This is a genomic window from Shewanella sp. SM95 (assembly GCF_025653595.1).
Taxonomy (GTDB): Bacteria; Pseudomonadota; Gammaproteobacteria; order Enterobacterales; family Shewanellaceae; genus Shewanella; species Shewanella oncorhynchi.
The window spans coordinates 128,194-144,521 of record NZ_JAKKSE010000004.1 but is presented as its reverse complement, the minus strand read 5'-3'; the positions used below and the strand labels follow the sequence as shown (position 1 = coordinate 144,521).

13 protein-coding genes are annotated in these 16,328 nt (G+C 46.5%); 7 read left to right on the top strand and 6 right to left on the bottom strand.

Features of this window, described 5'->3' with window-relative positions:
* Positions 1-64 precede the first annotated feature (64 nt).
* The 4 genes from L5M29_RS07480 to L5M29_RS07465 all read left to right on the top strand — a co-directional run bounded on the left by L5M29_RS07480 (position 65) and on the right by L5M29_RS07465 (position 6,785).
* Positions 65-1,267: a metallophosphoesterase gene (locus tag L5M29_RS07480; RefSeq protein WP_263167066.1), complete on the top strand. Its 1,203-nt coding sequence runs from the start codon at positions 65-67 to the stop codon at positions 1,265-1,267.
* A gap of 247 nt (positions 1,268-1,514) precedes the next feature.
* Positions 1,515-2,309 (top strand): substrate-binding periplasmic protein, encoded by a 795-nt coding sequence (locus tag L5M29_RS07475; RefSeq protein ID WP_105251742.1) that lies wholly within the window; start codon positions 1,515-1,517, stop codon positions 2,307-2,309.
* A gap of 211 nt (positions 2,310-2,520) precedes the next feature.
* Complete coding sequence (locus tag L5M29_RS07470; RefSeq protein WP_263167065.1) at positions 2,521-3,630, top strand: efflux RND transporter periplasmic adaptor subunit; 1,110 nt, start codon at positions 2,521-2,523, stop codon at positions 3,628-3,630.
* The gene (locus L5M29_RS07465) at positions 3,630-6,785 is read left to right on the top strand and encodes a multidrug efflux RND transporter permease subunit (RefSeq protein WP_263167062.1); all 3,156 of its coding nucleotides are present in this window, start codon (positions 3,630-3,632) and stop codon (positions 6,783-6,785) included. Before L5M29_RS07470 ends, L5M29_RS07465 begins: the two co-directional genes overlap by 1 nt.
* A 77-nt stretch (positions 6,786-6,862) precedes the next feature.
* On the opposite strand, the gene L5M29_RS07460 is transcribed toward L5M29_RS07465, so the two are convergent.
* On the bottom strand, positions 6,863-8,026 hold the full coding sequence (locus L5M29_RS07460; protein WP_263167059.1) for a multidrug effflux MFS transporter: 1,164 nt from the start codon (positions 8,024-8,026) through the stop codon (positions 6,863-6,865).
* A 142-nt stretch (positions 8,027-8,168) separates the two neighbouring features.
* Between L5M29_RS07460 and L5M29_RS07455 the strand changes: the two genes are divergently transcribed.
* Positions 8,169-8,936: an AraC family transcriptional regulator gene (locus L5M29_RS07455; RefSeq protein ID WP_263167057.1), complete on the top strand. Its 768-nt coding sequence runs from the start codon at positions 8,169-8,171 to the stop codon at positions 8,934-8,936.
* A 72-nt stretch (positions 8,937-9,008) separates the two neighbouring features.
* Here L5M29_RS07455 and L5M29_RS07450 read toward each other — a convergent pair whose 3' ends face one another.
* Complete coding sequence (locus L5M29_RS07450) at positions 9,009-9,920, bottom strand: DMT family transporter (protein ID WP_263167055.1); 912 nt, start codon at positions 9,918-9,920, stop codon at positions 9,009-9,011.
* A gap of 194 nt (positions 9,921-10,114) precedes the next feature.
* Here L5M29_RS07450 and L5M29_RS07445 point away from each other — a divergent pair, with 194 nt between their 5' ends.
* Complete coding sequence (locus L5M29_RS07445) at positions 10,115-10,975, top strand: helix-turn-helix transcriptional regulator (RefSeq protein WP_263167053.1); 861 nt, start codon at positions 10,115-10,117, stop codon at positions 10,973-10,975.
* Positions 10,976-11,090: 115 nt separating this feature from the next.
* Positions 11,091-11,564 (top strand): NYN domain-containing protein, encoded by a 474-nt coding sequence (locus L5M29_RS07440; RefSeq protein ID WP_071938364.1) that lies wholly within the window; start codon positions 11,091-11,093, stop codon positions 11,562-11,564.
* Positions 11,565-11,658: 94 nt separating this feature from the next.
* Here the strand turns inward: L5M29_RS07440 and L5M29_RS07435 are convergent, their stop codons facing one another.
* From L5M29_RS07435 to L5M29_RS07420, 4 genes are all read right to left on the bottom strand, one after another.
* Entirely contained in the window at positions 11,659-12,135 is a 477-nt protein-coding gene (locus L5M29_RS07435) for a group I truncated hemoglobin (RefSeq protein ID WP_263167050.1), read from the bottom strand.
* Positions 12,132-13,013 (bottom strand): DUF3034 family protein, encoded by an 882-nt coding sequence (locus tag L5M29_RS07430; protein WP_263167046.1) that lies wholly within the window; start codon positions 13,011-13,013, stop codon positions 12,132-12,134. Before L5M29_RS07430 ends, L5M29_RS07435 begins: the two co-directional genes overlap by 4 nt.
* Positions 13,014-13,089: 76 nt before the next feature.
* Positions 13,090-15,396 (bottom strand): GGDEF domain-containing phosphodiesterase, encoded by a 2,307-nt coding sequence (locus L5M29_RS07425; RefSeq protein WP_263167043.1) that lies wholly within the window; start codon positions 15,394-15,396, stop codon positions 13,090-13,092.
* Entirely contained in the window at positions 15,386-16,063 is a 678-nt protein-coding gene (locus tag L5M29_RS07420) for a methylamine utilization protein (protein WP_198572926.1), read from the bottom strand. Before L5M29_RS07420 ends, L5M29_RS07425 begins: the two co-directional genes overlap by 11 nt.
* Between the last annotated feature and the right edge of the window lie 265 nt (positions 16,064-16,328).

The window sequence follows — 16,328 nt, the reverse complement described above, 5'->3', positions numbered from 1 at the left end:
TCGAAGACTCATCAACTCAAGTGTCTAAAATGAATAACTAAAACAAGAACAAGGATGCGGTCTAATGCAAATCAATTCGATGCCAGTCGGGGCTCACCCAATCATGCTATCTATGACGCGACTTAGCAGAGCCAGCCAATGGATACTCAAGCAACAGAGAAAATTCACGCTCCTGTTATGGTTTGTTACCGCGCTTCCCTTTGTCTCACTCTCCTTTAACTCATTCGCGGCCAATACCAGTGAAGCCGAGCCAGAACTAAACATTCAAGAAAGCAGCGTCACCGATGGCCCTTATGTGTTTTTAGACGACACTCAAAAGGACACTGCCTATTGGATTTGCCAAAGCGAGCTAAAACAAACAAGGATTGCGAAGGCGCAGTTAACTCGCCCTACCAATTGCGGTGAATTACCCCAACCGCACCTTCACACACAAGCTGTCACGGTTGAGCCAGATACCTTCACCCATGTCAGCAAAATTGTCGCCCTTAGCGATGTACACGGCCAGTTTGATGTAATGATTAACTTGCTAAAAGCCCATCAGATTATCGACAAAGATAACCACTGGGCCTTTGGTGACGGTCATATGGTGATGACGGGTGACATGTTTGACCGTGGTCATCAAGTCAATGAAGTATTGTGGTTTTTATATTCCTTAGACCAAGAAGCCCAAGCTGCGGGCGGACGCTTACATCTACTCATGGGCAATCACGAGCAAATGGTGTTTCGCGGCGACTTACGCTACGTCAACGAACGCTACCAAGTTTCGGCAGATTTACTCAAACGCAGCTACGATGCGCTCTACAACAAAGACACCGAAATAGGCCAATGGCTTCGCAGCAAACATACTTTAGTCAAAATCAATAATATCTTGTTTATGCACGGCGGTATCAGCCCTGAATGGGTCGAGCGTAAATTAAATATCAGCGATGCTAACCAATTATTTCGGCAGCATTTAGATGATAAAAAAGCCGATTTAAAACAAGATGATTTACTCAACTTTTTGTTTTTTACCAATGGTCCAACTTGGTATCGTGGCTACTTTAAAGATGAACTGAAAGAGTCGGATATCGATAGCATACTGAGCTATTTCAAGGTCGATCATATCGTCGTAGGGCACACATCGCAGGAACAAGTACTTGGGCTTTATCATAATAAAATCATTGCGATAGATAGCAGCATTAAGAATGGTAAATCCGGTGAGCTGTTACTTATCGACGCTGGCAAACTCCGCCGAGGTTTGTATCAGGGTGAGCAGGTTTCGCTATAACCTGCCTCGCTAAAATCCTTTGCCCCAATACGTGAATGAGCTAGCGCCCTAATCCATGAATGCGCTGGGGCAATAAGGTATGAATGAGCAAGGGTAAAATGGACGCCCACCATGGTACTCAATCGGCATAACGCTCAATCGTATGGCGCTCAATATGCACTCATCTTTATATCCATAAGTTCGCCTGTTTTAATTAACTCTGACTATACTCAAGCCAAGTGCGACTCACCTAAGTGCTGGAGTAGAAATGGGGAAGAAATTACTCACATTATCTAGCTTTTGCCTGTTTCTATTCAGCTTCTATCCCCCAGCATTTGCGGGCAGAGAACTCCAATTAGTCGCCACTAACTATCCTCCTTTTTATGCCGATGCTTTACCTGAACAGGGCGGCGTTGCGCAAGTCGTCAAAGAAGCTTTTAAACGTCAAGGTTACACTGCCAGTCTCAAGTTTTATCCCTTCGCCCGCGCGGCTTTACTCGTTAAAACTGGCCAAGCTGATGGCATCATTGGGCTCTGGTATCGTAAAGAGCGCGAGCAATGGGCCCAATATTCCGCACCTATCCAACCCGTACAAATTGTGTTTTATAAACGTAAAGATTCACCGCTGAGTTTCAGTCAACTTTCAGATCTTAAACCTTTCACTATCGGTATAGGTCGCGGTTACGCTAATCCGCCAGAAATCTTCGCCGCGGGGCTCACCACAGAGGAAGGAAATTCGGATGAGATGAATCTCAAAAAGCTATTTTTAAAGCGTATTGACTTAGTCTTGATTGGCCATAACTTAGCGAGGTATTTAATTAAAAAAGGACCAAGTGAATATGAGGGTGCCTTTGAGCAAGTCGGCCAACCCATAGCGACTGAGGTATTTCATTTAGGGATCTCTTTGGCTGTGGCGGATCATCCGCAGTTAGTGACGGATTTTAATCAAGGTTTAGAGAGTATGCGACGCGATGGACGATTAGCGGCAATTTTAAGCCAATACCCTCAGGTTGAAACGACTCAAGCGCCGATTGAAAAAACGCGAACTGAAGTCCATCCCTAAAGTCCGTCCAGCTTTTAAAAAGCAATAACAGCACAAAAAAAATAGCAAAACTCTCGTTGAATTGTGCTCAATGCTCAAAAAACACAATTTCTTTCATTTTCGTTCGCTTACCTTTACAAACTTTTACCCAACTGGCGTACGTTATTCACTAGAATAGCGCCATTAGAGCGATTACCTTTTTAAACTGCCTTTGCGCGAGATAATAATTACAATGAAAAAAACCATTATTGCCATTGCCCTGCTTGCGATTATCGCCACAGCGGTGAGTTTTAGTGATGTCCTTCAAGCGGCTAAACCCGAAAACGCGCCACACCTTATGCGTACCGTTCCTGTGGTCACGGGTGAAGTGATTGAATATCCATTAGCGCAATCTATCTCTCTTATCGGCAAACTCGCGGCTGAACGTGCAGTGATCATTGCACCGCAAGTCACAGGTAAGATTAAACAAGTCGCAGTGACCTCAAACCAAGCGGTGAAAAAAGGCCAGTTACTGATCGAACTCGATGATATGAAAGCCCAAGCCGCCGTCGCCGAGGCCAATGCTTTCCTCAATGATGAAAAACGTAAACTCAAAGAATTTGAAAAACTGATCAGCCGTAACGCCATTACCCAAACCGAGATTGACGCACAAAAAGCCAGTGTTGATATCGCCCAAGCACGCTTATCCTCCGCCCAAGCAGATTTACATTACCACTCGCTGATAGCGCCGTTTGCGGGTAATACTGGCCTGATTAATTTCAGCGAAGGCAAGATGGTCAGCATGGGCACTGAGTTGATGTCGCTAGATGATTTGTCCAGCATGCGCCTCGACTTACAAGTGCCTGAGCATTTCCTATCGCAACTGAGTATTGGCATGCAAGTATCAGCCACCAGTCGCGCTTGGCCGAATGAAATCTTTACTGGCAAAATGGTAGCTATCGATCCCCGCGTCAATGAGGAAACCTTAAACCTCAAAGTACGAGTGCTATTCGATAATCCGAAGAAACGCTTAAAACCGGGCATGATGATGTCGTCAACCATCACCTTCCCAGCGATTTCAGCACCTATGGTGCCAGTGCAAGCTCTTGAATATTCAGGAACTAAACGTTACGTATACGTAGTTAGCGCCGACCACATTGCCCACCGCACAGAAGTGACACTCGGGGCACGTATCGATAACCAAGTCTTAATCGAAAGCGGTTTAAACATAGGTAACAAAGTCGTGGTACAGGGCTTAGTCAATATGCGCGATGGCCTGCAAATCAATGAAGTCACGCTCGATGATAAAGCCTCAGTCCGTGCGACAGAGCTTTCAGGTCCTAAAGCAACGGAGACGAAATAATGTGGTTATCCGATGTTTCGGTTAAACGCCCTGTCGTTGCCATCGTTTTAAGCTTACTGCTGTGTGTATTTGGCATAGTGTCGTTCACTAAACTGTCGATACGGGAAATGCCCGACGTCGAAAGCCCTGTGGTCACCATCAGCACCAGTTACTCGGGTGCATCGGCGGCGATTATGGAAAGCCAGATCACTAAGACTTTAGAAGATGAGCTAACAGGGATCAGTGGTATTGACGAAATCACCTCGACCACTCGTAACGGTAGCTCGCGTATCACAGTTAAATTCCTCCTAGGTTGGAACTTAACCGAAGGGGTCAGCGATGTGCGTGATGCTGTGGCCCGCGCCCAACGCAGACTCCCAGAAGATGCAAAAGACCCCGTCGTCTCAAAAGACAACGGCTCCGGCGAACCCTCTGTCTATGTGAACTTAAGCTCGAGTGTGATGGACCGCACTCAATTAACGGACTATGCCCAGCGAGTTCTCGAGGACAAATTCAGTTTAATCAGCGGCGTGAGTTCTATCAGCATTTCCGGCGGCTTGTATAAGGTCATGTACGTCAAGCTCAGGCCCGAACAAATGGCAGGACGTAATGTCACCGCAACGGATATTATCAACGCCCTGCGTAAAGAGAACATAGAAACGCCCGGCGGCCAAGTGCGCAACGACACCACTGTGATGTCGGTGCGTACCAAACGCTTGTACTACACGCCGAAGGATTTCGACTATCTTGTGGTGCGTACCGCCAGCGATGGCACGGCTATCTACTTAAAAGATGTGGCGGATGTGGCTGTTGGCGCACAAAACGAAAACTCGACCTTCAAAAGTGACGGCATAGTTAACATCAGTTTAGGCATTATTGCCCAGTCCGATGCCAACCCCCTGCTCGTTGCCAAAGAAGTGCATAAAGAAGTTGATCGCGTACAAGACTTCCTGCCCGAAGGCACTAGCCTAGTGGTCGACTTCGACTCGACCGTATTTATCGACCGCTCGATTAACGAAGTGTATAGCACCCTTTATGTCACCGGCGCCTTGGTCGTACTCGTGCTGTATATCTTCATTGGACAAGCACGAGCAACGTTAATCCCAGCGGTGACGGTTCCAGTATCTTTGATCTCGGCATTTATCGCCGCCAACATGCTAGGTTATTCGATTAATCTACTGACATTGATGGCATTAATCCTCTCCATCGGTCTAGTGGTGGATGATGCGATTGTGGTGGTTGAAAACATTTTCCACCATATCGAAAAAGGTGAAGAGCCCTTACTCGCCGCCTATAAAGGTACTCGAGAAGTGGGCTTTGCCGTTATCGCCACTACGGCGGTACTGGTGATGGTATTCCTCCCAATTTCATTTATGGAGGGCATGGTCGGACTACTATTTACCGAGTTCTCCGTGATGCTGGCGGTGTCAGTGCTGTTCTCCTCCTTAGTGGCACTCACACTTACGCCTGTACTGAGCAGTAAATTACTCAAAGCCAACGTCAAACCGAATCGCTTTAATCGTTGGGTCGACAGCGGCTTTGCTCGCATGGAAAGCGTTTATCGCGTCGCAGTGACTCGAGCGATTAAACTCCGTTTACTCGCGCCCTTAGTTATCCTCGCTTGTATCGGCGGCAGCGCTTGGTTAATGCAACAAGTACCGTCACAGCTTGCGCCGCAGGAAGACCGCGGCGTGTTGTTCGCCTTTATTAAAGGCGCCGAAGGCACCAGTTATAACCGTATGACAGCCAACATGGACATAGTCGAAGACAGACTCATGCCCTTGCTAGGTAAAGGTGTGCTGCGATCCTTCAGCGTACAAGCTCCCGCCTTTGGTGGCCGTGCTGGCGATCAAACTGGCTTTGTCATCATGCAGCTAGAAGATTGGGAACACCGCGATGTGACAGCGCAGCAAGCCCTTGGAATTATTAGCAATGCCTTAAAGGATATTCCAGATGTAATGGTTCGCCCTATGATGCCAGGCTTTAGGGGGCAATCGAGCGAACCCGTGCAATTTGTACTTGGTGGTTCGGACTATGCCGAACTGTTTAAGTGGGCGCAGATATTGAAAGAAGAGGCTAACGCTAGCCCTATGATGGAAGGGGCTGACTTAGACTACGCAGAAACAACGCCAGAACTCATTGTTACTGTCGATAAAGAGCGCGCCGCAGAACTGGGGATCAGTGTCGACCAAGTATCGGAAACCTTAGAAGTCATGCTGGGTGGCCGCACCGAAACGACCTTTGTTGATCGAGGCGAAGAATACGATGTGTATTTACGCGGTGATGAAAACAGTTTCAACAATGTCGGTGATCTGAGCCAAATCTACATGCGGTCAGCTAAGGGCGAATTAGTCACTCTCGATACTGTCACCCATATAGAAGAAATTGCCTCGGCACAAAGATTAAGCCACACCAATAAGCAAAAATCAATCACCCTCAAGGCTAACGTCAGTGAAGGTTACACCTTAGGTGAAGGCTTAAAGTTCCTTGACGCTAAAGCCATTGAATTATTACCTAAAGATATTTCGATTGGTTACACGGGCGAATCCAAAGATTTTAAAGAAAACCAAAGCAGTATCTTTATCGTATTTGGTTTGGCTTTACTGGTTGCCTACTTAGTATTAGCCGCACAGTTTGAGAGCTTTATCAACCCGTTAGTGGTGATGTTTACTGTGCCTATGGGTGTATTCGGTGGTTTCTTAGGACTACTGATCACCAGCCAAGGGATCAACATCTACAGCCAGATAGGCATGATCATGTTGATTGGTATGGTAACTAAAAACGGTATCCTTATCGTAGAGTTTGCTAACCAATTGCGTGACCGCGGTTTTGAACTCGATAAAGCTATTATCGATGCGTCATCCCGTCGTTTGCGGCCAATCCTAATGACAGCCTTCACCACCTTAGTGGGCGCTGTGCCGCTAATTTTCTCGACGGGCGCAGGCTCAGAAAGCCGTATTGCTGTAGGTACTGTAGTGTTCTTCGGAATGGCGTTTGCGACCTTTGTGACCTTACTGGTGATCCCTGCCATGTATCGATTAATCTCGGCCACAACGCACTCTCCTGGTTATGTTGAAGCTAAGCTCGAAGCGGCCATCAAAGCCCAAGAATTAGCAGCGCAAGAGTTAGCGGCCCAAGAGACGGCAAAGCAGCAGGAACTCGCACCTAAAACCTAGCTTTTCACGTCTATACAAAATGTAGAAATTACATAGAAAAGCCAAGGTACTTAGTATCTTGGCTTTTCATTTGCGTCTTAAGCGTTTTTTGCTTTATTGGCTAAGCCTAAAAGTAAACCTAAGCCAACGCAAAGCAGTGCACTTAACGTAATCACAATACCTAAATGGTGGATGATTCCCGCGCCACCTAAACCTAATCCCAACAGAATATAATAAAATAGTCCAAAGAGTGCGCCAGCAGAGCCCGCATAGGTGCGGTAGTTTGCCAGAGCAGAGCTTAGTATGTTCGGAATTGCGATACCGTAAGCCATCACAATCAATAGCATAGGGGCTAGAAAGTAAACATTATCCAGCCCTATAATGGTCGATTGGAGCAGCCAAATCCCCAATCCGCCGACAAGTGCAATAGCACTGCCTAAGCGAACGAGTTGTGCGCTGGAGTGGCCTCGACCGAGCATTATTTTATTAACATAACTGCCAAGGAAAGCACCAAAGCCTAACAGTAAGCCACTGGAACCAAAGGCAAGCGTCGATAAACCTTGCGCCTCAAACATAAATGGCGCCAGTGAAAAGTAGCTAAACCACATTAGGTTAAACGCCGCCACCAACAAGCTGCTCTTAATAATCTCGCTGTCGGTAAGCATCTTAATCGCTAACTCGCCTATCGCGATTTTCTGGGTATGTGCGGGTTTCGTTTCGGGTAAGGATTTTACCGACAAAAACAGCAGCACAATTGCAGAGACCATGAGTGCGGCAAACACACCTTGATATCCCCAATAAGCACTGAGAACGCTACCCAATAGCAATCCGATGACAGGGCTTATCCCAAGTGACATTCCCATCACAGAAAAGACTTTGGCTAATTCTTCGCCGCTATAACTGTCACGCATCATAGTTTGGGTAATCACAGAACCCACTGCCGCGCCAAAAGCCGACAATACACGGGCCAGCAACAACAGGCTAAAATCGCTCACCATCAAGGCTAACGCTGAGCCAATGGCATAACATACTAATCCCGCGAGCATAGCTTTGCGGCGACCAATAATGTCGGCTAAGCGGCCCCAGCAAAATACGCCGATCGCAAAGGCCATAAAGTACACAGATAAGGTTTGCGATGCACCGGCAACCGACACCGCAAAGTTTTCTGCAATATTAGGCAAAGCTGGGCTATAGATGGTTTCCATAATTTGCGGAAACATCATTAGCAGCACAACGAGCCCTAATGGTGGTTTTATATTCATGATTTTTAGTCCATTTCAGTCATCCAAATGAGTTGGTTTACCGAAATGTCGCTCCATACTTGTCAAAGATGGCGCAGTATAGATAAAATCCAAATGTGTCCATTAGCAACACTTAGACAAAAAACATCAAAAAAAGGACAAAATGGCCTTTATTCTACCTGAACAGCAATTTAATCCAGACCAGCTGGATAATCTGGTCATTGGCATTGCCGCAGATATGGGCGAACACGACTCGGGAGTGCATCACCACAGGAAGGCGCAACTGCTGTACGCCCCCACTGGCGTGATGAGATTCACCCTAGCCGATACTCAAATGGTGTTACCGCCAACGCGTGCGGCTTGGTTGCCAGCTGGCGTTAAGCACAGCGTCACCATGCGTAATGTGGTTGCCTATCGCTCACTCTACTTTGAACCTGAAACCGTCACTTCATTACCCGATAAAGTCACTATTTTCCATGTAAACCCGCTACTCAAAGCGTTAATCGACACTATGTCGTTTTGGCCATGGGACAAACCAAGAAGCACTCAGCACAATGCCTTTTTGCTGCTCTGCGAAGAATTGGGCCATGCCGCGGAAGAAAATCTGGCTTTACCCCTCCCACAGGATAAACGTTTAAAAACCTGGCTTGCGCAACTGCAGCAACACCAAAAACCGCCAGCTAATCTTAAGGATATGGCAGTAGAAATCGGAGCCAGTGAACGCACAATTAGCCGCATTTTTAGCGCACAGACGGGAATGGCTTATCAAGCATGGCGCCAGCAATGGCGTTTACTCTCGGCCATTGAACAATTGGCGGCGGGGAAATCGGTGGCGCAGGTGGGCTTTAATTTACAATTTTCCAGTGACAGTGCCTTTATCAGCTTTTTTAAGCAATATACCGGCACCACACCGGCACAATATTTCAAATAAATACTGGCTCGACTGACCTACAATCGTCGAATCGAGCCTTGCATCATGTGCATCATGGCGCTAGCTGCGACGTTAGGCTTTCAGCGCTGGCGTGGCAGAAAACTTAAACCAAGCAAGCGGTCTTTGGCGGCGTGTTAACATGTTACCGAGCGCAACCAGCAAGAGTCCCACACTTGAATACCAAGTCCAGTGATAATCCTCAAACACACTCGATACACTAAGCGCCACCACAGGGGTTATCACCAACAGATACGCCGCTGCGTTAGCGCCAATTCGCTCAACCAAGATCAAATAAGCGGTAAAGCCAATCACAGAGGCGACAACGGCTAAGTAGAACAGGCTGCCAAGATAACTCGTTGTTAGCGGTAAACTAAAGCTTAAACCTTTAAACCAGATGATCAGCAGTAACGCCGCACTGCCGTAGCACATGGCATATGCTGTCGAGGTAAAAGGCGACACATTATCGCGCGAGTTACGCATGCTGATCATATTGCCAATCGAGAAAAACCACGTACCTAGCAGCGAAAACAGTAAGCCCCACACTAAGGTTTGTGACCACTGAGTCGCGAGCAAATCGGCGCCAAAGAGTAAGATAATGCCCCCCAGACCGACACTGACGCCTAACCAAAAGTTGCGGCTGGTGGGCGTGCCGTAAAAAATGCGGCCATGTATCGCATTAAAAATGGGGGCAGTGGCCATAATCACTGCCGTTAAACCGCTGGCGATATAATGGGTTGCGCTATAAAACGCGATAAAGTTCAAACAAAATAGACACACGCCTTGCAGTGCAAACCAAGGATGCTGCCTAAGCTTTACCGCTTGCAGCTTATTAAAGGCAAAGCCGATGGCGAACATCAAGAGACTCGCAATCGCAAACCGATAGAAAATCGAGACTTCCGTCGCCACCTCACCGTGCTGCCACTTAATGGTAATCCACGAAAAACCCCACACAAAAATCATCAGCAAATACATCACAGCAGCCATAATGAGCCCCCTCACACCTTCATAAAATGCTTAATGAGGCAAACTATACAGCGATGGCTTTTGTCCTTATGTCACCATCTTGTTGGCCATAACACGATATTGCGGTTTTAATCGCGAGCGGACGTTGAGCCACGCCCATAAGTGCGATAATTTGGAAAGACAAAATGCTTAGTCAGTGAGATCACTAGAAACCCATGGAGCCCAAATACATCAGTTTTGATAAATCCGCCAAAACCTGTATTCGTAAACAAGCGATTACGGAGGATTTATCTTGGGCCCATTATAAAAATGCGGGCGAGCGTTTGTATTATCAAAACGATGCACAGCATACGCTGAGTATGTATCTGGATGGCGGCTACGAAACCCACAGAACCGATATCAAGGCCGACTATGGCGCGCCCAGTAAGTTTTGTCTTATGCCCCAAGGTAGCGAGAGTCGTTGGCAACTGGGACAACCGCAGCAGTTTATGCATTTGTATTTTAGCGATGAACATCTTAAAAAATTGGCGGTGCGAGTCTTTGATAAAGATCCACGCCAAGTGCGTTTACCTGAGTTGACCTTTGTCGATAATCCGAGATTAGAGGCGCTGTTTCGGCACCAAGTTGCGGGGCTCGATTGGCAGACGAGGGATCACCATCTGATGATGGAACAAGTAACCGACACTGTACTGGTGACTTTGCTGCAAAGTTCAGGCTTTAATTTGTCGGTAGGGCCAATTAAGGGTGGGCTCGCACCTAAAGTGGCCAAAGCGATCAAAGAGTTTATTCATTGCCATTCCCATCGGCAGATTTACTTGTCTGAGTTGGCCGAGCTTGCCCAACTGAGTGAGTACCATTTTTGTCGCATGTTTAAATGCCAATTTGCGATGACGCCGCAGGAGTATTTGCTGCAAGTGCGCATTGAAAAGGTCAAACAAAGCTTGAGTCATTCAACGCAATCATTGACCGAGATCGCCCTCAATAATGGCTTTGCCAATCAAAGTCATATGGGGCGTTACTTTAAAAAACTCAGCGGCATGTCACCGGGCGAATATCAAAAATACCATAGAAGCTAACATACGCTTTGGGTTCACCATATCAACGGCTGAACCCAACACTCTAACATCCTTGAAAACCCCATTGCCTCGATATGCTATAGTGCCCTTACTCCCCTAGCCGTTGGAAAACGCCTTGAAGAAAATCGCTTTATTTGTCGATGTACAAAACATCTATTACACCTGCCGAGAAGCCTATGGTCGCCAATTTAATTATCGTAAACTGTGGCAACACTTAGGTTACGAAGGTGACATAGCCTTGGCCATGGCTTATGCCATCCATAAGGGCGACGATGGGCAATTGAAATTCCAAGACGCACTAAAGCACATAGGTTTTGAGGTGAAGTTAAAACCGTTTATTCAGCGCAGCGATGGCTCGGCCAAAGGCGATTGGGACGTGGGGATCACTATCGATATTATGGAAGCGGCGAGTGAAGTGGATACAGTGATCTTATTGTCTGGGGATGGTGACTTCGATTTATTGCTACAAAAAATTCATCAAAAATATGGCGTTGAAACCCAAGTGTATGGCGTCCCTACCCTAACAGCTAAATCCTTAAGGGATGCAGCGAGCCAGTTCCATCCCATAGATGAGGCGTTATTGCTCTAGTCACAAGACAAAAAATGCGGCTACTCATCACACTAACCGCATCAAACACCTTCGCCATATTTAAATGCCACTTTTTGATAATACAAACAACACACTAGTGATAGGTAATATCCGCATACATAGGAGCGAGACGTTTTAGAAAGGCATTCCGGGTCGATAGCGGAATATGTTGCTCTTTCATCGATTCAATCAAATGACCAACTAAGGCATCGAAATTCGCTTGGGTAATATTCAAGCCTCTATGGCTGTGCGCCATACTTTCGCCGTGATACACGCAGCCGCCATCGGCAACCAGACAAAAATGTTCGATGGCGCGCGCCCGAAACAGGGCAATATCTGTCTCTTGGAAGTGATGCACTATGCGTGGATCTGTGGCGATACGTGCCAGCAAGCCATCGACTATCGCCGATATGCCGGCTTCACCACCGAGCTCTTGATATAAGGTTTGCTGGCTTGCGGTTTGGCGACTCGAGTGAGTTTGTGATGCTGAGATTTCGGTCGTTTGCACCGCACAGCCAGTGAAAAAAAACACTGCGACCAAAGGTATTAGCTTCACCCGTAAACGCCTCATAACGCTCCCTCCACCGACAGGTACCAACCCCGTTGCTCTTCAAATCCTGCAATACTGCCCAAATTCGCATAGGCCGTAACCACGGAAAGATGCTTATTGATAAACCAAGCTAAAAACACATCTTGCCAATCATCCTCACGGGCAAAAGCTAACTCATCGGGTTTCTGGCGATATTCGATACCCAGTGCCACATTATCCGTCAGCAATACCGCGGCAGAGGCTTCGAACACAAACTGGTAATCATGATTGGCTTGGGTACCAAAACCCAATAAACCCGTTTGATTCGCCTTGGTCGCGCGCACGGTCCCATTGAGTAATACATTTCGTCCCGCTACCGCATCAAAAAATACTTTGCTGGCAGCAACATACACATCTAAACCCCAATCATCCCGCGCCCCAACCGCCTGAGGAATCGCAAAGTCATCGACTCTTTTATACTGGGCACCTAAGGTAATTTGCGGCATAGCCGTATAAAGTAGCTCTCCGGCAAGCTTGTATTTTACGCCGAAGATATCTTGGCCTAACTCGCCGCCCATAGTATCTAAATCAAAGGTTTGCCGCGCAACGCTCAGCTCGAATCGATTATCAAAACTCAAAGAAGCGCCGATCACTTTCAGCGTAAAATCATCGACATAGACACCCGTCGCCATCGCCGTTGCCGACCATTCACCGCTACTGCCATAACCGTTGATCACGGCCCATGGCACTATGCCACCGCCAGCACTGCCTTCAATCGTCGTCCCGCCGCCAGTCGCGACCACACGACTACCTTCGGCAAACGCAGGAACAGTGCCCAATAGTAAAAATAGGCAAGACAAAGCCTTAACATAAGCCCAAGTTAATGAATTCAACTTCAATGCATTTATGGAAATGTTCACTTGATGCTCCGCTCTAATTCTGTCGACGATGAATCGTTAGTCTAGCATCTTTGCATATTGACTTGAGTAAACGCGCTTATGCATCAGAAGTATTTGGATGGTTAAACGCCTCGAACCACAGATCAAATTCAGCCGCTTTTAAGGGTTTCGAAAACACATAACCTTGAATGATATCGCAATCGAGATTACGCAATATCTCAACACCCTCTTGTTCTTCAACCCCTTCGGCTACTACGGTAAAACCTAAGCCATGGATCAATTTAATACTCGTATCGACTATCATCACATCTTGGCTATCCGTGAGCATGTCTTTGATAAAGCTGCGATCAATTTTCACTTCATTAACGGGTAAAATTTTCAAATAGGCTAATGATGAATGACCTGTGCCAAAATCATCAATGGCAACAGAAACGCCCATGTCACGGAATCGCTGTAATACACTCACCACAGTCTGTGCATCTTTCATCACGGCGCCTTCAGTGACTTCGATACAGAGTGCACCGCTTGGCAGATTATTGTCTTTCAGTAAAATGGCGATTTGATTTGGTAAGCGAGTATCGACTAAATCATGGGCCGACAGGTTAATAGCCAGTTTTAGCACTATACCCCGCCGCTGCCATGTCACTAATTGCTGAATTGCCTGCTTCAATACCCACTGGCTAACAATATCAATGTTGCCTGAATTTTCAGCCAGTTGGATAAATTCATCGGGCGGAATAAACCCTAGCGTAGGATGTTGCCAGCGGATCAATGCCTCGGCGCCAGTGCACTGGTTTAGGCGTAAATCCACTTTAGGTTGGAACACTAAATACAATTGGTTTTGCGCCAAACCTATAGGCAAATCACGGATAATCGTCAGCTCACGCTGATACTTTTCATCGGCGCCTTGACGATAACTGACAATACGTTGCTCTTCGAGACAGGCTTGATTGAGGGCAATTTCGGCGCGGCGCACTAACACATCGATATCAGCACCATTACCATCGATTTCAAGTAATCCCGCCCGCACGGTAAGAGAAATGTTTGAGCCTTGGATTGGAAAAGGTGACTCCAACATATCCAATGACTTCAGTAAATGTTCGGGGCGAATACCTTGACTATACAGAAGTAAAAATGAGTCACCGTCTAAACGCGCCAGTAAATCCGGAGTGGGTGCTAATTGCTCTAGGCGACGAGCAAAAAGCAGTAACAAAGTATCGGCATTGGCAAAACCAATAATATCGTTGATATGGCGGAAATGTTTAATATCTAACAACACCATAGCACCGGATAATTTATCGTTAAGATCCGCCAAATGCTGTTTTGCGGCAAAACGATTGAGTAAACCTGTCAAGCTATCGTGGCGAGATTGGTAGACTAAATCCTTTTCCCGCGCTTCAATATCATCGCGCATTAAGGATAAACTCTTAGCCAACACCCTAAGCTCTGCTGGCGCACCTTGAATATTGGCAGGCTGCTTACCTTGACCGATTTTGCGGGCATAATTCACAAGTTGATGCACGGGTTCAGTCAAACTGCCCGACAACCAAATCGCAATCGCAATCGCCAGCGCTAAGGTCAAAGCAAAGATCAGCAGCATATTATTACGTAGTTGCTGATAACTTTGCTGCCACTTGAGGTTTGATTGGTGTAGTAGCGCTAATTGGCTGCCGTTGTGATCATAAAGTTTGATGCCCATAGACAGATGATCTACGGGAATACTTTCACTAGGCATTTGCAGCAAGCTAGGCAATAAGCTCGCCTGCTCAATTACGCTTAACTTTTCATTATCTGATAAGGTTGAAGCAATTTCAGTGCGGCCCGTTGCCTGATTGACAAAACTCACATCGATGCCCGTAATAGCTTTAGCTTGTTGGGCGACCTTCTCATCTAATAGAAACCCCATGCCAACCCAAGCGATTAAGGTCGGCGCCTTCACCGGCTGCAGCACAAACTGATAGCTAGCATGATCAAAATTAAGGATAGCTAACGCATTATGATTGCTGGTGGTCATATTAAATAAGGATTGAATATCATCCTGAGTGAGTCCGGGCAAACTCGAGGTCAAGAGCTCCCCTTTAGGTGATAACAATACAGCGGCGTCGGCACCAATACGAGAGCCGTGATTAGATAACACTGACTCAATGGTTTCTTGCTCACCAGTAGCAATCGCGCGCTTAAAACCAAAATCGGCACTGAGTACGGACAAACTTTGACTGAGCTGAATACCGCGATTCGATAACACTTCAAGAAACACATTCGCGCCAATATCGAGGCTTTTCTGTTGCTGTAAAAAGTTATCTTTTTCGGTCGCTGTCAACACGGAAAATGCCGTGGCAAATTGCACCAACGTCAGCACAATAAAGAAAACTAAAATCAGCCGAGCGCGAAAACTATTTAGCATGTAATGGCTTACCTTCAGAATCGTAGTGACCAAATCCCGACGGCGGAGCCGACGGTTTAGCTTGACGCTCAATGTCTAAGGGCAGGCTGAGTTGATTAGGGCCATTAACTATCAGTAAATCCGTTGGCTCTGATGCCGCCTTCTGCCATGGATGCCAGCGCTTAACTTTATATTGACCAGCGATAAGTCCCTTAAACTGGATCTCACCTTTCTCGTCCGTCACCGCGACAATAGGGCTATCTGCCACATAGATAAATGCCTGCATATAATCGTGAATATTACAGCCAAGCGCGACCAAACCGGGTTTATCGAACTGAATCGGCGCTTCGGCCTGACCCACATACAATTTAAGTTCGAAAGGTTTAGCTTCTGAAAAAGAATACACATGGTGGCGAGTACGATCTAAGTTGGGAAAATCCACCTTTGCACCTTTAGGCACCGCCAGCACAAAGGGGATAAAGGTTCGATTTTTTTGCGACATTTCATAATGCTCGATAGGTATTGCATTATCGGGCATCACTGCAGGGATCAGCTCCACAACAGTATCGGCAATGGCCTGTTGTTGCAGATCTACTACATTAATATTGAGTTCAGCAGCCATGACTTGAGGCGTGAAATAGATCAAAACGCAAAGTACTAACGCATATAAAACGCGATATAGGATCATCCGTTACCTCGGGCATAGTGATGCAAGGTAAACAAGTACCTTAGCTGAGTTCTGCGTAAAAAAACGATCTAGATCCATCTAGCATTGTACATTACTAATATATTGAATAATCATCAAATTATATAGAAAAGTCGTAAAACAGTAACCATTCTAATCATTCTGTGATAATGACGCGCTCAAGTGGCAATAAGTTATAAGCTAACAGAATGGTCTGGTAATAGTTATTCATTGTTTCTTATTGATGATCAAGAAAATACCAACGATA